The sequence below is a fragment of the Xanthomonas sp. NCPPB 1132 genome (assembly GCF_056629235.1).
Map to the genome: position 1 here is coordinate 3,111,617 of NZ_CM152819.1, position 22,139 is coordinate 3,133,755.

The window sequence follows — 22,139 nt, forward strand, 5'->3', positions numbered from 1 at the left end:
GGCGCTTTTCTTTTGCTGTTGCGATTCCCGATTCCCCACTCCCGATTCCCGACCTCAACGCACCTCAATCTGCACATCCGCCGGCAACGCGTGGATGCGCAGTTCGCCGTGCTCCCACTGCGCGGTTTCGCCGTTGACCAGGGTGCGGCCCGGTTCGCCCGGGTATGGCCACGGCAGCACCAGGCCGCCGCTGGGCATGCGCAGGCCCTCGGGGATGTTCAGCAGCAGGCGGTTCTTCTGCCGCCGCAGCTGATAGCTCAGCGGGCCCTGCGGGGTGCGCAATTGCTCGATCGCCACGCCCTTGCCGTCGAGCCAGTCGGCGGGGATGCCGGCGGCCAGCACCAGGCTGTCGTCGACGTCGCGGGCGTAGGCGAACATGTCCAGCACCGAGCGCACGAAGTCCGAGGCGACCCAGGCATGCGGCAGGTCGCCGAGGAAGAACGGTTTGCGCGGCGTGCGCGAGACCACCTCGGCCCACTGGTTCCACGCCTGCGGCGTGCGGTCCTTGAAGAAGAACTGCGTGGCCTCCCACGCGCGCTCGCGCCAGCCCAGGCGCACGAACGCGGACACGTTGCGCCACTCGTAGGGGGTGTAATCCTTCCACTCGCGGGTGCCGTCGCGGCGGCCGACGAATTCGCTCCAGTAGCGCTCGAAGGTGTTGTCGAGCAGCGCCTGCGGCAACCGGCCCTGCTCGCCGCCCGGCGCCAGCGCGATGGTGGTCGAGGTCGGATCGAAATCGCCCAGTTCCGCCGAGCCCGGCAGGAAATTGATGTGGTGCTGCTGGGTGGCCGCGTCCAGCGAGGCGTACAGGTCCTGGCGGAACTGGTCGCGCGAGGCGGCGAAGCGCGCGGCATCGTCGATGCGGCCGAGTTCGGCGGCGATGCTCACCGCATCCTTGTAGCCGCGCAGCGCCCAGAAGTTGTCCCAGTACGAGTGCATCGGCTTGGCCGAATAGCCCTCGTGGCTGATCGACACCGGCATCATCCCGTAGAAGGCCGCATTGCGGGCGCGGTTCTCGTCGGTGCGCTCGCTCAGCCGCAACTGCTCCATGTAGGTGTACGCACCGAGGACGTGCGGCCACATCTGTTCCAGGAAGGCGCGGTCGCCGCTGTAGCGGTAGTAATCGGCGACGCTGTAGATCAGTTCGCCATGGCTGTCGTTCTCCGGCACCGGGTCGCTGCCGCGGTCGTCCACGCAGCACGGCACCATGCCATTGGCGAACTGGTACGGCGCGTACCATTCCACGTATTCGCGGACCACGTCGGCGCGGCCCAGCCGCAGCAGGCCTTCGGAAATCATCGCGCCGTCGCGGATCCAGCTGCGCGAGTACGAGCGCGTGCCCGGCTGCAGGCGCGGGCCGATCCGCGAGATCAGCATGTGCGCCAGCGCGGTGCGCAGCGTGTCGGTGACCGCCTTGCCCTGCGCCGGCACATGCAACTGCACGCGGTCCAGCTTCTCGTGCCACTGCGCGGCGACCTGCTGCTGCGCGCGTGCCGCATCGAACCCGGCTGGCAGCGCGGCGTTGCCGGTCTGCGGGATCACCAGCGCCACCTCGCGCACCTCGCCCGGGGCCAGCCGCCCGCGGTACAGCAAGGCGCCGGAGGCCAATCCGTCCGGATCCTGCGCCTGCTGCGGCAGGCCGCTGGCGTCGGTGCTCAGCCGTTCGACATCGATGCCGGCATCGAACGCGGTGGCGTAGGCGGCATCCGGCTTCTGCACCGCGAACACCCGCGGCTGGCCGTTGACCTGCACCTGTGTCCCGGCGAAGGCGAGCGAGCGGATCGGGCTGACCCCGCCGACGGTGTTGAGGAACTGGCTGGGCGGATTGACCTGGAACGGACGCACCGCCAGCGCCAGGGTGTAGTCGTGCGGCTGCTTGCTCGGATTGCTGAGCCGGTAGCGCGCCACCAGTTGCGCCTGATCCGGCTCGCCCTGCACGAACGCGGTCACGCGCAGCGCGGCGTTGTCGTGGCTCCAGTCCACGCTGGGAATCGGCAGGTAGTCGTCCTGCAGACTCTGCGCGGTCTTGACGTCGGCCCAGCTCAAGCGCTTGCCGTCCAGCAGCAGGAACGGCTCGATGCTGAAGCCGCCCTTGCCCACCTCGATCGCGCCATCCTCGCCGACCAGGCCCTGCTCGCGGCCGCCGTCCAGGCCGACGATGGTCCAGTACGGCTGCTCGCCGCTGAAACCGCGCGGGAACCAGCCACGGGTGGACTGCGCCGCCACCGACTTGATGAAGTCGTTCTGGGTCGCGGCGAAAGCCAGCGGCTGCAACGCAATGTCGGCGATGCCGTAGCGGAAGCTGGGGCCGTCCTGCAGATCGAAGCGCACGTAGCGCGCCTCGGTCTCCGGCAGCGCCAGCCAGTCGGTGCCGCCGTTGCCGGCGGTCACGGTGCGCAACTCGCGCCAGCTACGGCCGTCGGCCGAGCCCTGCACGGTGTAGCGCGAGGCGTACACGCCCGGCGCCCACTGCACCTTGGCGCCGCCGAACTCGCGCACCTTGCCCAGGTCCAGCATGATCGTCTGGTTCTTGGCGTTGCCGCTGTACCAGACCGTGTCCGGCTTGCCGTCGGCGATGCGCTGCTCCAGCGCCGGCGCGGTATCGGCGCTGACCTTGACCGTCAGCGGCGAGGTGTCCTGCGGCGGCAACGGGGTCAGGGTCAGCTGGTCGAAGCACACCGTGCCGGCGCCGCCGACCTGGTTGTAGATGGTGAACTCGATCTGCGCGCTGCGGGTCAGCTCCTTCTCCGGGCTCGGCCCCCAGGCCTTGTCGATCTGCCGCTTCTTGTAGGTGACCGTGCTCCACTGCGTGGGGAAGTCGTAGCGCGGACGGTTGACCCACCACACGTTGTCGCCGCTGGCGTCGGTCAGCTTGAACTGCAGGTCGTTGCTCGGCGACTCGCCGCGCAGCTGGAACGCGAACTGGTAGTTGTCCGGGTAGTCGATCGGCACGCTGCGGCGGATCCCGGCGTAGCCGGACACGCCGTTGAAGTCGTAGTCCAGGCACAGCGCCTTGGCGCGGCCGCCGCTGGGCGCCTGCACCAGCCGGGTCGAGGCGGTGACCTGGTTGGAGACGACGATCTGCCACTTGTCCAGATCGTTGAAACTGTCCAGCGTCACCGTGGAGGTCGGCGGCGCAGCGACCGCCTGGGCGGCCGCCAGTCCCAGCATCGCCAGCATCGCGCGTGCGTACGTCGTCGCCATCCCGTCCCTCATCGTGTTCCCCGTTGCGTTCGTCGTATCTGCTTCTGTCGAGGGGCGTCGGCCCCGATGGAGTATCCCGTGCCACTGTCGCGGCTGAAGCCGCTCCTACAGGCGTGCGCCCAAGGCCACGCGTTCGGTACGGTTTGCGCCTACGACGCTCGATGATACCCATCCATGGCGTGTCTCTCCGACACCGGAACGTCCGGCCCGACCATCCATGGCCGGGCGTTCGGCGCAACGCGCGCCAGTGGCGCGCAAGCGTTGCGCCTCACCCCTTCACACTACCCAGCAGCAGGCCCTGGATGTAGTAGCGCTGCAGCGCCAGGAACAGCGCCAGCACCGGGATCACCGTGACCACCGCACCGGCCATCATCATCTCCACGTCCATGATGTGCTCGCGCGACAGCGCCGCCAGCGCCACCGGCAAGGTGTAGTGCTCCTGGTCGGTCAGCACGATCAGCGGCCACATGAAGTCGTTCCACGCGGCCATGAAGGTGAAGATGGTCAGCGTCACCAGCACCGGCTTGAGCATCGGCAGCACGATCTGGAAGAAGATCCGCAGCTCGCCGGCACCGTCGATGCGCGCGGCCTCCAGCAGCTCGTCCGGGATCGACCGCGCGTACTGGCGCACCAGGAAGATGCCGAACACCGTCGCCAGCGCCGGCACGACCACGCCGCCGAAGTTGTTGACCAGGTGCAGTTGCTTCATCAGCAGGAACAGCGGCAGCATCGCCACCTGCGCCGGAATCACCAGCGCCGCCAGCAGGATCTGGAAGATCCGTTCCTTGCCGACGAAGCGCAGCTTGGCGAAGGCATAGCCGGCCATGGTGTTGATCAGCAGCGAGCCGAAGGTGATCGCGCACGACACCAGCAGGCTGTTGGCGAAGTTGCGGGCCATGCCGGTGCGCGAGAACAGCTCGCCGTAGTTGGCCAGGGTGGCGCCGGTGGGCAGCATCGGCGGCGGGAAGCGGCTGGCCTGCCCCGCCGGCATGAACGACACCGACACCATCCACAACAGCGGCGCCAGGCTGATCACGGCGAGCAGCAGCAGCCCGCCGTTGACCAGCAGCGTGTTCCAGCGCGAGGCGCCGATCTCCCGGCTCATACCAGGTCCCTCTTGCGGCCGAAGCGCAGCATCACCGTCGTCACTCCCAGGATGATCAGGAACAGCAGGAACGCCACCGCCGAGGCGCGGCCGAGGTTCCACCACTTGAAGCCTTCCTCGAACATGTAATACAGCACGCTGACCGTGCTTTGCAGCGGGTCGCCACGGGTCATCACATAGGGTTCGGCGAACAACTGGAAGTAGCCGGACACGGTGATCACCCCGACCACCAGCAGCACCGGCCCCAGCATCGGCAGGGTGATGTGCAGGAACTGCCGCCACTTCGAGGCACCGTCGATGCGCGCGGCCTCGTATAGGTCCTGCGGGATCGCCTGCAGGCCGGCGAGGAAGATCACCATGTTGTAGCCGAAGTTCTTCCACACCGCGAACAGCATGATGGTCGGCATCGCCCAGTGCGGGTCGCCGAGCCAGTCGATCGGGCCGATGCCCAGGTGCGCCAGGCCGTAGTTGACCAGGCCGTAGCTGGTGTGGAACAGGTAGCGCCAGATCACCGCCACCGCCACCAGCGTGGTCACCACCGGCGCGAACAGCGCGGTGCGGAACAGCGCCTTGAAGCGTGCCACCGGCGCGTTCAGCAGCAGCGCCGCGCCCAGCGAAGCGCCGATCGACAGCGGCACGCCGACGATCACGAAGTACGTGGTGTTCCACAGCGACTTCCAGAACATCGGCGTCTGCAGCAACTCGATGTAGTTGCCGAAGCCGACGAAGCGCAGATTGTGGCGGTCGGCCAGCGAATACAGGTCGAAGTCGGTGACGCTCAGCGCCAGCGCAGACAGCACCGGCAGGCCGAAGAACACGCCGATCACGATCAGCGCCGGGCCGGCGAACAGCCAGCCGATCAGGGAACCGCGCTTCATGGCGCCGCTCCCGCGGCCGGCGCCGCCGTGTCTTCGCGATGCTGCTGGTGGATCCAGCGGCGTTTCTCCAGGATCTCGTCGACGCGCTTGTCCAGTTCCCGCATCGCCTTCTCCTGCGGCTCACCGCCACGCACCACGCGCTCGGTGGCCAGCCGCATCTCCTGCACGATGCGCTCCCACTCCAGCACCTTCGGTGCGGGCTTGACCCGTTCCAGCTGATCGCGGAACGCATGCGCCAGCGGATCCTCGGCCAGCGACGGATACGCCCAGGTGCTGCGCCGCGGCGGCATGTCGCCGATCAGCGCGTGGAAGCGCGCCTGGATCTGCGGCCGCGACAGGAACTCGATCAGCTTCCAGGCCGCGTCCTTGTGCTCGGACTTGCGGAAGATCACCAGGCTGGTGCCGCCGGCGATGCCGGCGCCGGGGCCGTCCGGGCCGGGCAGCGGCATCGTGCCCCACTGGTCCTTGAGCGCGGCCGGCTGCACCTTGCGGAACTCGCGGATATTCCACGGGCCGGAGATGTAGAACGCGTAGAACCCGTTGAAGAACTCGTCCCAGACGTTGGAGATCTGCGTCTCCGACATCTTCGGCGCCCAGCCCTGGTCGAACATGTTGGCGTAGAACGCCAGCGCCTTGCGGAAGCCGGGGCTGTTGAAGTTGCCGTAGTTGTCGTGGTCGCGCAGCAGCGGATCGGGCATCTGCAGGCCCAGCGACAACTGCTGCTCGAACTCGTTGAGCGGCATCAGGATGGCGTAGCGCTTCGGCCCGACATGCTTTTTCACCGCCGCCATCGCCTGCTCCCACTCGGCCCAGGTCTGCGGCAGCTTGGTCACCCCGGCGTCGCGCAGCATGTCCTTGCGATAGAACAGCAGGCGCGTGTCCACGTACCAGGGGATGCCGTAGAGGTGGCCATCGATGACGCTGGTGTCCCAGATGCCCGGGAAGTAGTCCTTCGGATCGACCACCTTGGAGCGGTCGACGTAGGGCTGCAGCGGCTGCAGCGTGCCCAGTTCGGCGAACTCCGGGATCCAGGTGTTGCCCAACTGGCACACGTCCGGCAGGCCGTCGGCGGCGAAGGCGGTGAGCAGCTTCTCGTGCGCGGCGGTCCACGGAATGTTCTGGATGTCCACGTGGATGCCGGGATTCTCCTTCTCGAACTGCGGGATCAGCTCGGCCACCACCTCGGCCTCGCGGCCCATCGCCCAGAACCGCACCACCTCGCCCTGCGGCGCGCGTGCGCAGCCGCACACAACCAACATCAGCACACCCAGCGAAAGCCAACGACCGATCATGCGTGCTGTGCTCATTCCGGTTGCTGCGGCTGGCGCTGGGCTGGGTTGGACTGCGCCTCGGCGACGGCGGCACGCGACTCGGCGATGCCCAGCGCACGTGCATTGGCCGCCTGCTCGTCCTTCTTGGGCAGCGGCTGGGCCTCGCCCTCCGGGGTCAGCCAGCCGCCGGTGAAGCCGGCGCGCTCCAGCCCGGTGCGCAGGTACTTGTTCTTCTTCATCACGTTCCAGACGAACTCGTTGCGGTAGTTGGCGATCATGGTGACGATCGCACCCTGGTCGATGCCGATATAGTCGCCGGCCACCCAGCCGCGGTTGGGAATCATGCGGCCGGTCTTGAGCGGAATATCGTAGTTGAAGCTGGGGTTGAACGAATCCAGGAAGCCGTAGCTCGAATACAGGAAGTCGCCGAAGCGCTTGTGCATTTCCTGGGTCGCCGGAATCACCACCTCCGGCGCGAACACGATCGAGGACACCGCCGCGGTCGGCGCGATGGTGCCGTCGTCGAAGGCCTCGAACAGGCCGGCGCCGCGGGTGCGGTAGTGGAAGAACTGGCGCTGCTCGCCGCGGTACTCCTGGGTGGTGTTCTGCGGACCGTCGCTGGCGGTCAGGCCCCAGACATTCTCGCCGTACTCCTTCCACTTCATCGGATTGTCGATGGCGTACTCGCGCTGCGCCAGCGTGGCGCGGCGGCTGTTGAGGAAGTAGTCGATGCCATGCTCGCGCATGTACTGGTCCTGGATGTCGCGGAAGTCGATCCAGACGTGGTTGTACTGGTGCGCGAACAGCGGACCGAACGCCAGGTACTCCTGGCCGTAGTACACGCCCCAGTCCTTGTTGTAGGTGCGGGTCCATTCCTGCCACGCGTCCGGCTCGATCGGATGGGTGGGCGAACCCAACGCCAGCAGATACACCATCATGCCTTCGTTGTAGCCCATCCAGTCGTGCTGGATGAAGCCGCGCTCGGGATACCAGCCCATCGTGATCAGCGGCTTGCGCTGCTGCATCCACGGCCAGTCCACCCGCCGGTACAGGGTGTCGGCGATCTGGCGGATCTCCTTCTCGTCGGCGGTGTCGCCGTCGTAGTAGGACTGGGCGAACAGCACGCCCATCATCAGCAGCGCGGTATCGATGGTCGACAATTCCACCCACTGGTCGTAGCGCAGCCCCTTCTGCATGTCCAGGAAGTGGTAATAGAAGCCCTTGTAGCCGGCGCGGCCGGTGCGCTGCGGGCCGACCGGCACGTCGCGCAGGAAGCGCAGCGTGGTCAGGGTGCGCTGCACCGCCTGCTCGCGGCTGATCCAGCCGTTTTCATAACCGATCGGATACACGGTCAGGGCGAAGCCGATCGAGGCGATGGAGGCGAACGGCCGCGACGGATAGCGGTCCACCGCCATGCCGTTCTGCTCGTTGGTGGTGTCCCAGAAGAACTGGAAGGTGCGGCGTTCGATGTCCTCGAACAGCGGGGGCAGTTCCGGCTTCAGCAGTTTCGGCGGCAACTCGGCCTCGACCAGGATGACCTTGACCGGCTTCTTCTCCACCGCCTTCGGCTCCTCGTCGGTCTTCTTGCACGCCGTCAGCAGCACCCCTGCTGCCATCAGCATCAACGAAAACCTGATGAAACTGCGCTGCTTCTTCATCCCGCCCCCCGTGAAATCGTTTACACGCCCACAAAAAAATAACCCACTTTCGCATCGCCGCGGCCCCCGTCCGAGGGGAGCCGCGGCGACCTTGCTTACCAGTTCAAGCCGAACGACAGCTTGAACGTCCGCATCGGCGAGGCCAGCACGCCGCTCGGCGAGCCAAACGCCGTATTCAGGTCGGCATAGGTGCCGGTATCGGTGTTGTAGTCCGCGTAGTTGGTCCAGTTGAACAGGTTGATGACATCGGCGCGCACATTGAACTTGATGCCCGACCCGGTGTCCCATTCCTTGTTCGCCGCCAGGCTGAATTCCTTGTAGCCCAGCGTGGCGTCCGGCTTGTACTGGATGATATAGCACTGGTCATTGCCCGCCAGGCAGTTGGTGCCGTAGCGCGGGGTCTGGCTGGCCAGCGACAGCTTGGCCGACAGGGTGATGTCGTACGGCAGGTCGTAGATGCCGGTGACCACCAGGCGGTTCTTCGGAATGCCGCCGGCCTCACGCCAGCCGTAGCCGGCCATCGACGGCTGATCCAGCGCGTAATGCTCGCCGTACTGACGGTTCTCCTTCGCGTCGGAGAAGGTATAGGCCACGGTCAGGCCCCAACCCGATTCCTTGTCGTAGGGCTTGTCCAGCTTCAGCGCCAGCTGGTTGTTGCGCGTCTTCAGGCCGTTGGTGCCGAGCACGATCGCGCTGTAGCCGTTGGGCGAGTCGGTGGGCACGCCGGAGGTGGTGCCGGGCAGGAAGAACGAACCGTCGGCACGGCGGTTGCCGCGCAGGAACACGAAACCGTCCTCGCTGACGATGTGGCTCAGGGTCACGTCCGTGTACCAGTCGTTGCCCCAGAAATGCAGCATGTTGCGCATGCCCAGGCTGAACTGGTCGGAGTACGGCACCTTGATGTTGTTGTCGATCAGGTACACCTCGCGGCCGCCGCCGGTGCCGGCTGTGGTGGAGGCGGCCAGCCCGTTCAGACCGGCCTGGGTCGCATAGCTCGGGTCCCAGGCCACGCACGGCTGGCCGAGGCACGGCGTGTTGGCGCTGCTGAAGTAGTAGCTGTAGGAGCGGAAGTTGTTGTTGAGCTGCTCCAGCGCCAGGTAGTCGAACAGGTTGCGGTCATAGGCGCGACCGGCACCGCCGTAGATCACGTGCGCCTGGTCGCCGAACAGGTCGTAGGAGAAGCCCAGGCGCGGCTGCCAGGCGTCCTTGAACGCCTTGCGGTTGTTGCCGGTGCTGATGTAGTTGGCGATGTCGTAGTTGGCGTTGTCCAGATTGCGCCAGTTCAGCAGCGCGCTGGCGACGTCGGCCGGGGTGACGAAGTCGAGGAACGATGGGGTCTTCTCGTAGTCGTAGCGCACGCCCAGGTTCAGGGTCAGGTGCTCGTTGACCTCCCAGTCGTCCTGCAGGTAGATGCCGTACTGCTTGTTCTGCGACTGCACCGAGCCGCCGTCGCCGGTGTCGCCGAAGCGCACCCGGTACGGCGTGTCGACGTCGCTGAGGATGTTGTAGTAGTACTGCGGATTGGCCGGATTGATCTGGGTCGAATCGAGCTGGATGTCCTTGTACTTCACACCCATCTTGATGGTGTGGCTGCCGTGCCACTCGAGGCTGTTGAGGGTCAGGTCGTCCTGCAGGGTCCAGCCCTTCTGGCCCTTGTTCTGGAAGCTGCTGCCGGCGCCGGCGCTGAGGATGGTGGTCTCGTTGCCGGCCTGCGGCACGTAGGACAGCACGTAGCCGTTGCCGTCGTTGAGCGGGGTCTGGGTCCAGAACGCGCTTTCGTAGCTCAGGTTCAGGTCGTTGAGGAAGGCCTCGCCGCTGTATTGCCAGCGCAGGTTGGCGCGCTTTTCCTTCTGCCCGTTGCTGCTGCCGTGCTGGTAGGTGGTGGTTTCACCGATGTCCGACAGCTCGTCTTCCTTGCGGTACTTGCCGGTCAGTTCGAACAGGTTGTTGTCGCCCAGGGTCCAGTCGATCTTGCCGAAGTACAGGTCTTCCTTGAACGGGGTGCTGTAGGTGGCGACCAGCGGCTGCAGCTGCGCCGGCAACTGGTCGACGCGGTCGGCGTAGATGCCGCCCGGGATCACCGTGTTCGGCGTGGTGTATTCCTTGGCCTCGTAGGCCACGAAGAAGTGCGCGCGGTCCTTGAGGATCGGGCCGCTGAAGGTGGCGCCGTACTGGGTCTCGGAGAAGTCGTCGCGCTGGCCGGCCTTGCGCTCCAGCGGGCTTTCGGCGCGCCAGTCGTCGTTGGTCGTATCCCAGAAGAAGCTGCCGTGGAAATCGTTGGTGCCAGACTTGGTCGAGGCCACGATCGCCGCGCTGCTGACCTGGTCGAACTCGGCCTTGTAGTTGGAGGTGATGACCTTGTACTCGCCGATGGCCGACTGCGGGAACGGGTTGCCGCGACTGGAATCCTGGCCGCTGACGCCGCCGGTCAGCACGTAGTTCTTCTGGCTGATGCCGTCGATGTAGACGTTGGTGCCGTTGGCCGAGGTCGCGCCGGAGCGCACCGTGGTGTTGCCCTTGGCGTCGCGCTGGAACTGCACGCTCGGCACGCTGTCGGCCAGCTCCAGGAAGTTGCGCGTGGCCTGCGGCAGCTTCTCGATCTGCACGTTGGAAATATAGGTGGCGTTCTCCGAGGTGCGGGTTTCCACCAGCACCGGCGGCGCCTGCACCTGCACCGCGTCGAGCGTGGTCGCGCCCTGCCCGTTGGCGGTGGCCGCTTCGCCGCCCACGCCCAGATCCAGGGTGGCGGTCTGGCCGACCTGCACGGTGACGTTCTGCGAGGTGGTCTTGCCGTCGGCGGTGACGTCGATGCGATAGGAGCCCGGCGGCAGACCGCCGACCGAGTACACGCCGTTGTTGGCCTGCACGCTGCGGCTCAGACCGGTGGCCAGGTTGGTGGCGGTGACCTGCGCGGACGCGGCCGGCGCCGAATCGACCTTGACCTGGCCGCGGATGGTGGCGCCGGTGCTTTGCGCGAAGGCCGGCGCGGCGCCCAACAGCAGGCAACTGGCGAGGGCGCAGCTCAACAGCTTGCGCGTGGGCCGGGCGGAGTGCGGGGTGTGTTGCATGTGGGGTTTTCCCTCCAGGAAGACGTGATGCTCGTTATGGGTGGTGCGTGGTGCTTCGATGGAACGAAGTGGAACAAGCGATGCGGCGCGGAACACCGCGTCGCATCAGGAACGGGCCGTGCTGGAATCGCGCACGACCAACGTAGGAACCAGGGTCTGCCGCTGCCGGTCGTCGGCGTCGGGCCGATCGATCAGTTGCAGCAGGCGATGCATCGCCTGCTCACCAAGCCCGGCGATGCTGACGCGCATGGTGGTGAGAGACGGGTGAACGAAACGCGCCAGCGGAATGTCGTCGAAACCGGCCAGCGCGATGTCGTCGGGCACGCGCACGCCGCTCTGGGTGAAGGCATAGAGGCAGCCGAGCGCGGTCATGTCGTTGGCGGCGAACACCGCATCGGGCAGCGTGCCGGCCTGCAGCATCGCCTGCCCCGCGCGATAGCCGGAAGCCTCGTCGAAGTCGCCCGGAAACTCCTGGCCGTGCGCTTCGCCGGAATGACGTGCGATGGCGTCGCGGAAGCCGCGCAGGCGTTCGCGCGCATCGAAGTTCAGTTCCGGGCCGCCGATGAAGGCGATGCGGCGATGCCCCATCGCCAGCAGGTGTTCGGTCATCGCCACCGCGCCGGCATGGTCGTCGATGCTCAGCACCGGGTACTCGGTGCCCGGCAGGTGGGTGTTGATCAACACCGTCGGCAGCGCCTGCGGCAGGTTGTCGGTGAGGAAGCCCGGGCGCTCGGCGTACGGCGACAGCACCAGCAGGCCGTCGACGCGGCCGCGCATCGCCCGCAGCGCCCGTCCCTGCTCTTCCGGGTCGCCGTGGTAGCTGGACACCAGCAGGTGCTGGCGGCGCGCGCGGGCGGCGCCGTCGATGCCGCGGATCAGTTCGGAGAAGAATTCGCCGTACAGGTCGGGCAGCACCACCCCCAGGGTCTGGGTGCGGCGGCTGCTGAGGCTGCGCGCGGCCGCATGCGGGCTGTAGCGCAGGCGCTCGGCCACTTCCAGGACCAGGGTCCGGACGGGCGCGGCCACGTTCTCGTGGCCGTTGAGCGCACGCGACACGGTGGCCACGGAGACCCGGGCCTCGCGTGCGACATCTTTGATGGTGACCGCGCTCTTCGCCATCGTGCCGCCCTCCGCGGCAGAGACCTTGAGAAACTGGCGCGGACTGTAATCGTTTTCAGCGCAAGGCAGAAGCCTTTTGTTATTTCCCCAATAAAATCATTGCTTTTCAGACACTTGGATAATGCGAAAGCGGCCGGAATCGTACCGCAGTGCAACATAATCCAGGTGCAGATTCCGGTTCTGCACGGGGTGCCCACCCCGTTTTCGGGCCAGCGGCACCCCACCCGCCGCGCGCGTCAGCCGCCCGTGCCCGGCACCTCGGCGCGGATCGACAGCGCATGAATATCGGTCTGCATCATCTCGCCCAGCGCCGCGTAGACGGCGCGGTGTCGGGCCAGCGGCCCCATGCCGGCAAAGGCCGCACTGACCACGCGGACATTGAAATGTCCGCGGCCATCGCGCGCGCCGGCGTGGCCGGCATGACGATGGCTGTCGTCCTCCACCTCCAGCGCCTGCGGCGCGAACGCCGCCTCCAGCGCGGCGCGGATCCGCGCCACCCGCTCGGCGCCGACCTGGCTCATGGCAGCACCTTGCGGAACGGCCGCACCTCGACCCGCGCATAGACGCCGGCGTCGACATACGGGTCGGCCTCGGCCCAGGCCCGCGCCTCGGCCAGCGAGTCGAACGCGGCCACCACCAGGCTGCCGCTGAAGCCGGCCGGGCCCGGATCCTCGGCGTCGATCGCCGGGCACGGCCCGGCCAGCAACAGCCGTCCGGCCTGCTGCAACTGGGTCAGCCGCTGCAGATGCGCCGGCCGCGCCGCCGCCCGCCGCGGCAGCGCATCGGCCACGTCATACCCCTCGATCACGTACCACATCGCGTCTCCGCCCTCGTTGCTTATCTATAGACATGGCATTGTAGGACCTGGCCCGGCACGGCGGCGCTGGACACCGACCCCGCCGGCGCATTACCCTTGGTTCCATTGCACGCGGCCGGATGCAGCGGCCCGTCGGTGATCGGCGACCCCAAGCCCCTTCCGACGACCGATTCGCTGCCTGACACCGCCCGCGCAGACGTCCTCCTCCGTAGGTCCCGCCGCCGCGACACGCGTGGCGTGCGTCGTGTGTCTTGTTGAAGTACCGAGCGCGTTGCGGGAACGACGCGCCCTTGAACCGCAGCACTGTCGGCAAGGAGCCGCGCCGGGTCGCGCCTGCCCGGCCCTTCGCCACCGCAACACCGATGTCCAACCGATGACTTCCGAACTCGCGCTCGACGCGAACCCGCCAACCCAGACGACCCCGCCACAGCAGCAGGAAATGCCGCTGGCGGTCGTGCATGGGCAGCCGGTGCTGCAGATCCCGCAGGATCTGTACATCCCGCCGGATGCGCTGGAAGTGATCCTGGACGCGTTCGAAGGCCCGCTGGACCTGCTGCTGTACCTGATCCGCCGCCAGAACCTGGACATCCTGGACATCCCCGTCGCCGAGATCACCCGGCAGTACGTGGACTACATCAACGTGATGCAGGAGCTGCGCTTCGAACTGGCGGCCGAATACCTGGTGATGGCCGCGATCCTGGCCGAGATCAAGTCGCGGATGCTGCTGCCGCGGCCGCCTGCCGAGGACGGCGAGGAAGTGGACCCGCGCGCGGAACTGGTCCGCCGCTTGCAGGAGTACGAACGCTTCAAGCAGGCGGCCGAAGACATCGACGCGCTGCCGCGGCAGGACCGCGACACCACCCCGGTGCACGCCCACGTGCCGGACCGTGCCGCGGTCAAGCTGCCGCCGCCGGTGGAGTTGAAGGAAATGCTGCTGGCGCTGTACGACGTGCTCAAGCGCGCCGAACTGTTCAGCGGCCACGCGATCAAGCGCGAGGCGCTGAGCGTGCGCCAGCGCATGGGCGACGTGCTGGGCCGTCTGGACGACGGCAAGTTCCACCGTTTCGAATCGCTGTTCAGTGCCGAGGAAGGCAAGCTCGGCGTGCTGGTCACCTTCCTGGCATTGCTGGAACTGGCCAAGGAGCAGTTGCTGGACATCGTCCAGGAGCCGCTGGCGCACGTCCCCGCCGAGGCCACCGAGCGGCCGCCGATGCCACCGATCTACGTCAAATCGCTGGCGCTGGGCAACACCAACGCGCCGCTGCAGTTCAACAGCGAGTTCGACGACAGCGACGCCGCCGACGCCACTACCTGAGTCCACCGAGAACCCGCCCCCGCATGGATCAAGCGCTGATCAACCGCATCGTCGAGGCCGCCCTGCTCGCCGCCAACCAGCCGTTGCCGCTGGCGCAGTTGCACGGGCTGTTCCCGGAGGAGGAGCCCGCCCCGCCGGGCAGCATCGAGCGCGCGCTGGAACTGCTGCGCGAGGCCTGCGAGGGCCGTGGTGTGGAACTGGTCGAAGTGGCCTCCGGGTTCCGCTACCAGGTGCGCAGCGACGTGCACGCCTGGGTGGCGCGGCTGTGGACCGAGCGCAAGACCCGCTACACCCGCGCCACGCTGGAGACCCTGGCGCTGATCGCCTACCGGCAGCCGATCACCCGCGGCGAGATCGAACAGGTGCGCGGCGTGGCGGTCAGCAGCAACATCATCCAGGCCCTGGAAGAACGCGAGTGGATCCGCGTGGTCGGGCACCGCGACGTGCCGGGCAAGCCGGCGCTGTTCGGCACCACCAAGACCTTCCTGGATTATTTCGGGCTCAAGCGCCTGGACGAACTGCCGCCGCTGTCCGAACTCAGGGACATCGGCGAACTGGAACCGCAGCTGCCGCTGGACCGCGACGCGCTGCCGGTCGGCGACATGGCCCAGGCCGATGCCGCACCGGGCGATGCCGACGACCAGGGCGACCAGGGCGACACCACGGCGCAGGCCGCAGCCGCCGGCGAACCCGCTGAGCCCGCCGCGACGGCGCAGGCAGACGCGGCCGATGCCGACGACGACGCAGAAGCACGCGACACCGCAACACCGCACACCCCCGCGACCGACGACGCCCACGCGCCGACGGCCACGGATTCCACGACCGCCCCGACGGGCGAACCCGAAGCCGCGCCGGGAGAGCGCGCGGCGGATGCGAACGAAGCCGAAGACAACGCCGTCGCGACGACGACCGTGGCTGTTGACGATGCCGATTCCGAACCACAGGCCGACGCGCAACGCGCCGGCCGGAGCCAAGTAAATGAGTGACACCTCCCGCAAGCTGTCGTTGAACAAGCTCTCGCTCAAGCGCGACGCCGCTGCCGCCGAGCAGCCGAAACTGGAAGAACGCCTGCACAAGGTCCTGGCCCAGGCCGGGCTGGGCTCGCGCCGGGCGCTGGAACAGCGCATCGCCGACGGCCTGGTCAAGGTCAACGGCGAGGTCGCGCAGACCGGCATGTCGATCCGCAGCGGCGACAAGATCGAGCTGGACGGCCGCAGCTTCGTCGCCAGCGCACTGACCGAGCCCTCGCGCGTGCTGATCTACAACAAGCCCGAAGGCGAAGTGACCACGCGCGAAGATCCCGAAGGCCGTCCGACCATCTTCGAGGCGCTGCCGGCGCTGAAGGGCGCGCGCTGGATCGCGATCGGCCGCCTGGACATCAACACCACCGGTCTGCTGCTGCTCACCACCGACGGCGAGCTGGCCAACGCGATGATGCATCCCTCCTACGAGATCGAGCGCGAATACGTGGTGCGCGTGCGCGCCCCGGAAGGCGAAGAGACCGTGCCCGACAGCATGATCGAGCGGCTCTCGCGCGGCGTGCTGCTGGAGGACGGCGGCGCCAAGTTCGACGAGATCGAACGCATCGGCGGCACCGACTCGCACGACTGGTTCCGGGTGGTGGTCAAGGAAGGCCGCAACCGCGAAGTGCGGCGCCTGTGGGAATCGCAGGGCTGCCAGGTCAGCCGGCTCAAGCGCACCCGCTACGGCAAGATCGCGCTGCCGCGCGAACTGCTGCGCGGGCACTCGGTCGAGCTGGCGCAGGACAAGGTCGAGGCGCTGCGCGCCGAGCTGAAGCTGGAGGAAGGCACCCCGTCGGCGCTGACCCTGCAGCCGGTGATCGGCCAGCGCAAGGCGGCCAAGGCCACCGTGCAGGTCGGCCGCGGCGGCAACGCCTACGTCAACGGCCACAACACCGCCGACGAAGGCCGCGAGCTGCGCCGCTTCGACACCTTCCGCGAGGACCGCGGCCGCGGCCGCGGCGGCAAGAAGCCGCACGGCGGCCTGACCGTGAGCGGCGAAATGGCCGCCAAGCAATCGCAGAAGCCGTTCAAGCAGCGCACGCCGAAGGGCCCCAAGCCGCTGCCGGACGGCAACCCGGCCGCGTTCCGCACCTGGTACGTGCCCGATGGCGTCAGCACCGGCCCGACCGGCCACCGCAACGCCGGTCCCGGCGGTCGTGGCCAGGGTCAGGGCCAAGGGCGTCCCTACGCCAAGCCGCGTCCGGCCGGTGCCGGCGCCGGTGCGGGCGCTGGACAGGGCCGCGGTCCGGGCCAGGGCCAGCAGCGCAAGGCGCATCCCTACGGGCATCCGGGCAACGCGCCGAGCTTCCCCTCTGATCACGCCACCCCGGGCTTCAACCCCTACGGCGCCGCGCCGCGCGCCGCGCGCCCGGCAGGCGGCCAGAAGCGCGGCCCAGGTCCGGGCGGACGTCCCGGCGGCGGCAATCGCCCGGCCGGTGGCCGCCCGGGTGGCGGTGGCCGTCCCGGTGGCGGCGGCAACCGCGGTCCGCGCGGCGGCTGAGTCGCGGCGCCGGCGCATCGCGCGTCGGCGCGCACCGCACCCGACAGGGCGCCTGCGCAAGCGGCGCCCTGTTGCGTAGAAAGCATTATCGACAACGAGGGACGGCGGCGCGGCCAGGCCACCGCATCCACCTCACGCACGTGCGACGGCGCACATCGTGGCCGCTCGTTCACTCACGCGTCGTCAGGATCGTTCTTGCAGTCCGCAAACCCCGCAGGGACCTGCCTGGCGGTCCACATGCCCTGAGACGCTGTCGAAACCAGCAACGCCGAGGTTGCGTTGTAGCTGGGGGCGCGTGGCTCGCCGGGCCTGGCCAATCCCGTGTCATGGAAGCACAGGCGCACGGACGTGGCATCGGCCGACAGCACCTCGAAGCGCATCATCCAGCCCTTGTCGGTCTGGAGCAGGCGCGCGCCATCGGCGGTTTTCGTGACATCCACGAAGCCATAGTCCGCGAACGTCGTCTTCCCCGGCAGGCGGCGCGGGCCGACCGAGTTGGGGAACGAGGTCAGGTCCAGATGCTGGATGACCGCGTCCGTGATGCCCGCCTGCGGCGGCGCGGCCGGGGACGAAGCGCCGAGGCCAAGCGCGGCAAGGCCAACAAGCATTCCGGGGTTCATGCGGACGATCTCGCGTGCAGAGGCAGGATCGGATGATAGGCGCCGGGAACGCCGGCACTCAATGGAAAGGGCCGTGACGGCTGCAGCCGAAGCGGCCCCCGACGGTGTCCCCGCCATGGCACGACATGCGTGTGGCGATACCAGGGCGACCGCCATCGCGCCGTTCGCCCTGCGCGGACGAAGCCGATATCCTCACGCCTCTGGCGGCCGCCGCGGGTGGCCGCCCCTCACCGACCAGGAATCCCGATGACACGGAAGATGAAGATCGCCCTGCCGCTGCTGATCGCCGGCGTGCTGAGCCTCGCCGCCTGCCAGAAGGCGCAGCAGAAGGCTCAGGAAGAGATCGCCGCGGCGCAGAACCCCTACCCTGCCAGTTCGCCGCTGCACGCACCGTTCGATCGCATGCTGCGCAAGCTGGCCAACGATCCGCGCTACGTGGCGCTGCTCAAGCAGAGCGGCCCGCAGGCGCAGCAGGCCGGGTTCCAGCTGGCGCAGAACGGCATCGCGCGGCTGGACCATGCCACGCTGGAACAGCGCCTGGAGATCCTGTCGCAGGTCAGCGACAAGGTCGACGTGCCGCAGTGCGCGGTGCTGGCCCGCGGCGGCAATCCCAACGATGCGCAGGCATTGAGCGCGGCCATGCTGTCCGGCCTGGAAAAGCTGCCGCAGGCGCAGATCGACCGCTGGTTCGACGTCTCGCTGAAGGCCACCGACGCGGAGTTGAACAAGACCCCGGCGCAGCCGGTGGCGCCGCAGCAGATCCAGGCGGCGATGGGCACGCTGGTCAAGTCGCTGCCCGCCGACCAGCAGCAACGCCTGATGCGGGTGTTGCCGCAGATCGCCACGGCCAACGACGAGGACGCCTGCTGGACCGCACGTACCCTGTATCGCCAGGCGCTGGCGACGCCGGAGCCGGTGCGCGGCCAGTTGGCGTGGGTGTTCGCGCAGCAGTAAGCACGCAGCGCGCGCGAAGCGCGTCCGCGTCCAGGGCGCGCTTTGCCGGGTCGCCTCGCACATCCGCCGCACGGCGGGCATCCGCGCGTAGCTGCGGAACCCGTTGACCTAAAAAAGAATCCAGGCGCGATGCGCCTGGATTCTTTGCTTTCTTCGCCTTTTGTCGGTTCTGCCTGCGCCGCAGCGCAAGCAGAACGTGGCGCCTTACCGACGGCGCTCGATCACGAAATTGCCGACATTGACGCCGAGGTCGACGCCCTCGCCGGTGCCCGCCAGGGCCAGCGAGATATCGCCCTTGGTGACGACCTGTGCGGTGCTGGACTTCACCACGCCCGCATGGGCTTCGGCGGCGGCATAGGTGCCGAACAGGTCGTTGAGGCTGTAGGCGCCACTGAAGGTACCGCGGCCGCCGACGATCTTCGACTTGCCGACCGTCAGGCCACCGCCCTTGCTGCTGATCTTGACCGGGATCACCGCACCGTCGTTGCAGGTGATGGTGCCGGTGCCCTTGGCGGTCTTGTAGAACACCGACCAACCGGACAGGTTGAAGGACAGCTTGCAATCGATGTTGCCGGCGGCCTGGGCCTGCGGCGCCAGGGCGGCCGCGCCCAGCAGTGCGAGCAGAGAAAGCGACTTGATCATGTGGGCATTACCGGTGGGAAGACGAGGCGCGAGCGTAGCAACGGGGGTGTGGTGGCCGCGACAAGGCTGCCAGGGCGCCGCGGGTGCGTTCAGCAGGCATTTCCACTCGCGGCGGGCAGGTCCGGTCTGGTCTGGTGGGAGCACAGGCAGGACGCAAGGCCGGCGCCAAGCATCTCCAGCACTCGTCTGCGGCGGCTCGGCCTGATTGACTTTGTGCTTTGTGGGCGTCAACGCTCATGCAGCGGCGACGTGCGAAGCACTTTCTGATGGCTCAATGCGTCGGGACTGAAGTCCCTCCCACAGTGAACCCGCCGAACTTGCCGCAAAAATGCTACGAGACGTGCTATTGCCGGCTTTTCGAAATCAGCCGCGACAGGGGTTGCCGGGAACGCCCGTCGCGGCTGAAGCCGCTCCTACGACGGGCGTCCTCGGAAATAGCACGATGAGGTTTCCGACGTCACCGGAGCCGGAGGCTAGTCGTCCAGGCTGAAGGCGTCCGCATCGAGCATGGCCGGGAAGCGCGCGCGATGCGCCGCCAGCGCCGCGGCAGAGATGGTGGTGGTGGCGACCTGCTCGCGCTCGCGGATCTCCAGTTGCGGCTGGCCGAGGAAATCGATCACCGCGCTGTCGCCGGCATAGTGCAGGTCGTTGCCATCCACGCCGACGCGGTTGACCGCGGCCACGAAGCACAGGTTCTCGATCGCACGCGCGCGCAGCAGCGTGCGCCAGGCGTAGGCGCGCGCCGACGGCCAGTTGGCGACGAACAGCTGCAGGTCGAAATCCAGCTGCCCCGGGCGTTCGACGTCGTAGCGGTTGCGGCAGAACACCGGAAAGCGCAGGTCGTAGCAGACCTGCGGATTGATCCGCCAGCCCTTCCACTCCACGCACAGCCGCGCGCGGCCGGCGGCATAGCGCAGGTGCTCGTTGCCGTAGCGGAACAGATGCCGCTTGTCGTAATGCTGCAACGCGCCGTCCGGCGTGGCCCACAGCAGGCGGTTGAACACCTTGGCCTCGCCAGCGGCGTCGGGCACGCGCAACTGCACGCTGCCGGTCACCGCCGCACCCAGCCGCGCCGCCTGCTCGCGGATCCACGCCACGGTCGGCCCGTCCATGTCCTCGGCCTGCGCCAGCGCATCGTTGGAGAAGCCGCTGGTGAAGGTCTCCGGCAGGACCACCAGGTCGGTGACGCCGGCCAGCGGTGCCAGCAATTCGGCGTAATGCGCGCGGTTGCCGGCCGGATCGTGCCAGCGGGTATCGCCCTGGACCAACGAGATCCTCAAATCCTGTGCCACCTGTGTCATCCCCAACGTACTCCGATGCAGATCGTGCCGACCAGGCACAGCAGGCCCAGTGTAGGCGTTACCCATGGCAGGTGCCGCACCAGGCGGTTGGCGAGCGTGCCCCGCTCCTGCGGCGTCAACAGCGCGAGGTAGCGGTCCACATAGGCCTGCCGCCGGAACGGCACCACGCTGAAATCCATCCCCACCCGCTGGCCGCGATCAGCCAGCCCGGTCAGCACATGCCCGTAGAACAGCGCCCCGTCGACCACCGCGCAGACCGCCGCCAGCCCAAACGTCACGCCGAAATAGATGCCTGCCACCGACATGCCCCACCCCGCCCCAGGAACCCGCCTCTACGATTCCCCATTCCCGAATCCCCAATCCCGGCGGCTCGTCAGAGCCGCTGCAAGCGCTCGATCGCCGCATCCAGCGTCGCCTCGTTCTTGGCGAAGCACAGCCGCGCAAGGCGCTGGGCGGGCGGCGGGTCCTGGTAGAACGGCGACAGCGGGATCGCCGCCACGCCCTTCTCGATGGTCAGCCACTTCACGAACTCGGTGTCGGGCAGGTCGCTGACCGCCGAATAGTCCACGAGCTGGAAGTAACCCCCCGGCACCGGCAGCGGCTTCAGCCGGGTGCCCAGCAGTTGTTCGCGGAAGCGGTCGCGCTTGGCCTGGTAGAACGTGCCGAGCTGCTCGTCGTGCTCCGGCTCCTCGCGGATCATCGCGGCGAAGGCGTGCTGGGCTGGGCCGAAGCTGGCGAAGGTGTTGTACTGGTGGACCTTGCGGAACTCGGCGCTGAGCGCCGGTGGTGCGATCGCGTAGCCGATCTTCCAGCCGGTGCAGTGGTAGGTCTTGCCGAAGCTGGAGACGACGAAGGCGCGCGCGCGCAGTTCCGGCCAGCGCAGCACCGACTCGTGGCGGCGGCCGTCGAACACGATGTGCTCGTAGACCTCGTCGGAGATCAGGAAGATGTCGCTGCCGCGCAGCAGCTCGGTCACCGCCTGCAGATCGTCGGCACCGAACATCGCCCCGGACGGGTTGTGCGGGCTGTTGAGCATCAGCAGCCGGGTGCGCGGGGTGATCGCCGCGCGCACCCGCTCCCAGTCCACCGCGAACGTCTGCGGGTCCAGCGGCACGTGCACCGCGCGTGCGCCGGCCAGGTCGATCGCCGGCTCGTAGCTGTCGTAGGCCGGATCCAGCACGATCACCTCCTCGCCCGGGCGCACCACGGCGTGGATGGCGTTGAACAGGGCCTCGGTGGCGCCGCTGGTGACGGTGACCTCGGTGTCGGCATCGACCTGGGCGCCGTAGCAGCGCAGCGCCTTCTCGGCGATCGCCTGGCGCAACGCCGGCACGCCGGTCATCGGCGGGTACTGGTTGTGGCCGTCGCGCATGGCGCGGTCCAGCGCCTCGATCAGCCGCGGCGGCACCGGGAAGTCGGGAAAGCCCTGGCCCAGGTTGACTGCGCCGTGCTCGCCGGCCAGTTGCGACATCACGGTGAAGATGGTGGTGCCCACCTTGGGCAGCTTGGTCTGCGGATGCATGCGGGGGATCTGCGGGCAGCGGGAAAACGCCGAGTGTACGCAAAGCCGCTTGCCGGCGATGCGGCATCGGCCCGCCGCCCTCGCCGCAGTGCGCGCACATCGCCGCACATGGCCGTCGCCGGCATCCGCCGGACGCCCGCAT

At 68.0% G+C, this 22,139-nt stretch carries 18 protein-coding genes; 4 read left to right on the top strand and 14 right to left on the bottom strand.

The features are described from left to right. Positions 1 to 54: 54 nt before the first annotated feature. The 9 genes from AC1G9L_RS13285 to AC1G9L_RS13325 all read right to left on the bottom strand — a co-directional run bounded on the left by AC1G9L_RS13285 (position 55) and on the right by AC1G9L_RS13325 (position 13,120). On the bottom strand, positions 55 to 3,171 hold the full coding sequence (locus AC1G9L_RS13285; RefSeq protein WP_481071132.1) for a discoidin domain-containing protein: 3,117 nt from the start codon (positions 3,169 to 3,171) through the stop codon (positions 55 to 57). A 301-nt stretch (positions 3,172 to 3,472) separates the two neighbouring features. Next, the gene (locus AC1G9L_RS13290) at positions 3,473 to 4,309 is read right to left on the bottom strand and encodes a carbohydrate ABC transporter permease (RefSeq protein WP_010342667.1); all 837 of its coding nucleotides are present in this window, start codon (positions 4,307 to 4,309) and stop codon (positions 3,473 to 3,475) included. Beyond that, complete coding sequence (locus AC1G9L_RS13295; protein ID WP_010342668.1) at positions 4,306 to 5,187, bottom strand: carbohydrate ABC transporter permease; 882 nt, start codon at positions 5,185 to 5,187, stop codon at positions 4,306 to 4,308. Before AC1G9L_RS13295 ends, AC1G9L_RS13290 begins: the two co-directional genes overlap by 4 nt. Next, positions 5,184 to 6,479 carry a sugar ABC transporter substrate-binding protein gene (locus AC1G9L_RS13300; protein WP_481069286.1) on the bottom strand — a complete coding sequence of 432 codons (1,296 nt, stop codon included), beginning with the start codon at positions 6,477 to 6,479 and terminating at the stop codon, positions 5,184 to 5,186. Before AC1G9L_RS13300 ends, AC1G9L_RS13295 begins: the two co-directional genes overlap by 4 nt. Before the next feature lie 11 nt (positions 6,480 to 6,490). Then, positions 6,491 to 8,080 carry a glucoamylase family protein gene (locus tag AC1G9L_RS13305; RefSeq protein ID WP_481069287.1) on the bottom strand — a complete coding sequence of 530 codons (1,590 nt, stop codon included), beginning with the start codon at positions 8,078 to 8,080 and terminating at the stop codon, positions 6,491 to 6,493. Between the two features lie 131 nt (positions 8,081 to 8,211). After that, entirely contained in the window at positions 8,212 to 11,184 is a 2,973-nt protein-coding gene (locus AC1G9L_RS13310) for a TonB-dependent receptor domain-containing protein (protein ID WP_019799345.1), read from the bottom strand. Positions 11,185 to 11,289: 105 nt separating this feature from the next. Continuing rightward, positions 11,290 to 12,303 (bottom strand): LacI family DNA-binding transcriptional regulator, encoded by a 1,014-nt coding sequence (locus AC1G9L_RS13315; protein ID WP_019799344.1) that lies wholly within the window; start codon positions 12,301 to 12,303, stop codon positions 11,290 to 11,292. A 236-nt stretch (positions 12,304 to 12,539) separates the two neighbouring features. Continuing rightward, entirely contained in the window at positions 12,540 to 12,824 is a 285-nt protein-coding gene (locus tag AC1G9L_RS13320) for a BolA family protein (protein WP_010342674.1), read from the bottom strand. Then, the gene (locus AC1G9L_RS13325) at positions 12,821 to 13,120 is read right to left on the bottom strand and encodes a YciI family protein (RefSeq protein ID WP_481069288.1); all 300 of its coding nucleotides are present in this window, start codon (positions 13,118 to 13,120) and stop codon (positions 12,821 to 12,823) included. Before AC1G9L_RS13325 ends, AC1G9L_RS13320 begins: the two co-directional genes overlap by 4 nt. A 373-nt stretch (positions 13,121 to 13,493) precedes the next feature. On the opposite strand from AC1G9L_RS13325, the gene AC1G9L_RS13330 reads away from it, so the two are divergent. From AC1G9L_RS13330 to AC1G9L_RS13340, 3 genes are read left to right on the top strand one after another with little or no spacing between them, the layout of a single operon-like run. Beyond that, entirely contained in the window at positions 13,494 to 14,435 is a 942-nt protein-coding gene (locus AC1G9L_RS13330) for a segregation and condensation protein A (RefSeq protein ID WP_010342676.1), read from the top strand. Between the two features lie 23 nt (positions 14,436 to 14,458). Next, a complete protein-coding gene (gene scpB, locus AC1G9L_RS13335; protein ID WP_481069289.1) occupies positions 14,459 to 15,421 on the top strand; it encodes an SMC-Scp complex subunit ScpB in 963 nt (320 codons plus the stop codon). After that, a complete protein-coding gene (locus tag AC1G9L_RS13340) occupies positions 15,414 to 16,958 on the top strand; it encodes a pseudouridine synthase (RefSeq protein WP_371182606.1) in 1,545 nt (514 codons plus the stop codon). Before scpB ends, AC1G9L_RS13340 begins: the two co-directional genes overlap by 8 nt. A gap of 173 nt (positions 16,959 to 17,131) precedes the next feature. Here the strand turns inward: AC1G9L_RS13340 and AC1G9L_RS13345 are convergent, their stop codons facing one another. Beyond that, positions 17,132 to 17,578, bottom strand: coding sequence for a hypothetical protein (locus AC1G9L_RS13345; protein ID WP_019799734.1), 447 nt, complete (start codon positions 17,576 to 17,578; stop codon positions 17,132 to 17,134). A 246-nt stretch (positions 17,579 to 17,824) separates the two neighbouring features. Between AC1G9L_RS13345 and AC1G9L_RS13350 the strand changes: the two genes are divergently transcribed. Further along, positions 17,825 to 18,532 (top strand): hypothetical protein, encoded by a 708-nt coding sequence (locus AC1G9L_RS13350; protein ID WP_481069290.1) that lies wholly within the window; start codon positions 17,825 to 17,827, stop codon positions 18,530 to 18,532. Positions 18,533 to 18,736: 204 nt separating this feature from the next. On the opposite strand, the gene AC1G9L_RS13355 is transcribed toward AC1G9L_RS13350, so the two are convergent. The 4 genes from AC1G9L_RS13355 to AC1G9L_RS13370 all read right to left on the bottom strand — a co-directional run bounded on the left by AC1G9L_RS13355 (position 18,737) and on the right by AC1G9L_RS13370 (position 21,997). Then, entirely contained in the window at positions 18,737 to 19,174 is a 438-nt protein-coding gene (locus AC1G9L_RS13355) for a hypothetical protein (RefSeq protein ID WP_010343786.1), read from the bottom strand. Between the two features lie 473 nt (positions 19,175 to 19,647). Further along, entirely contained in the window at positions 19,648 to 20,475 is an 828-nt protein-coding gene (locus AC1G9L_RS13360; RefSeq protein ID WP_010343785.1) for an amidohydrolase, read from the bottom strand. Continuing rightward, positions 20,472 to 20,780 carry a hypothetical protein gene (locus tag AC1G9L_RS13365; RefSeq protein ID WP_010343783.1) on the bottom strand — a complete coding sequence of 103 codons (309 nt, stop codon included), beginning with the start codon at positions 20,778 to 20,780 and terminating at the stop codon, positions 20,472 to 20,474. Before AC1G9L_RS13365 ends, AC1G9L_RS13360 begins: the two co-directional genes overlap by 4 nt. A 68-nt stretch (positions 20,781 to 20,848) precedes the next feature. Beyond that, positions 20,849 to 21,997, bottom strand: coding sequence for a methionine aminotransferase (locus AC1G9L_RS13370; protein ID WP_019799731.1), 1,149 nt, complete (start codon positions 21,995 to 21,997; stop codon positions 20,849 to 20,851). Positions 21,998 to 22,139 lie beyond the last annotated feature (142 nt).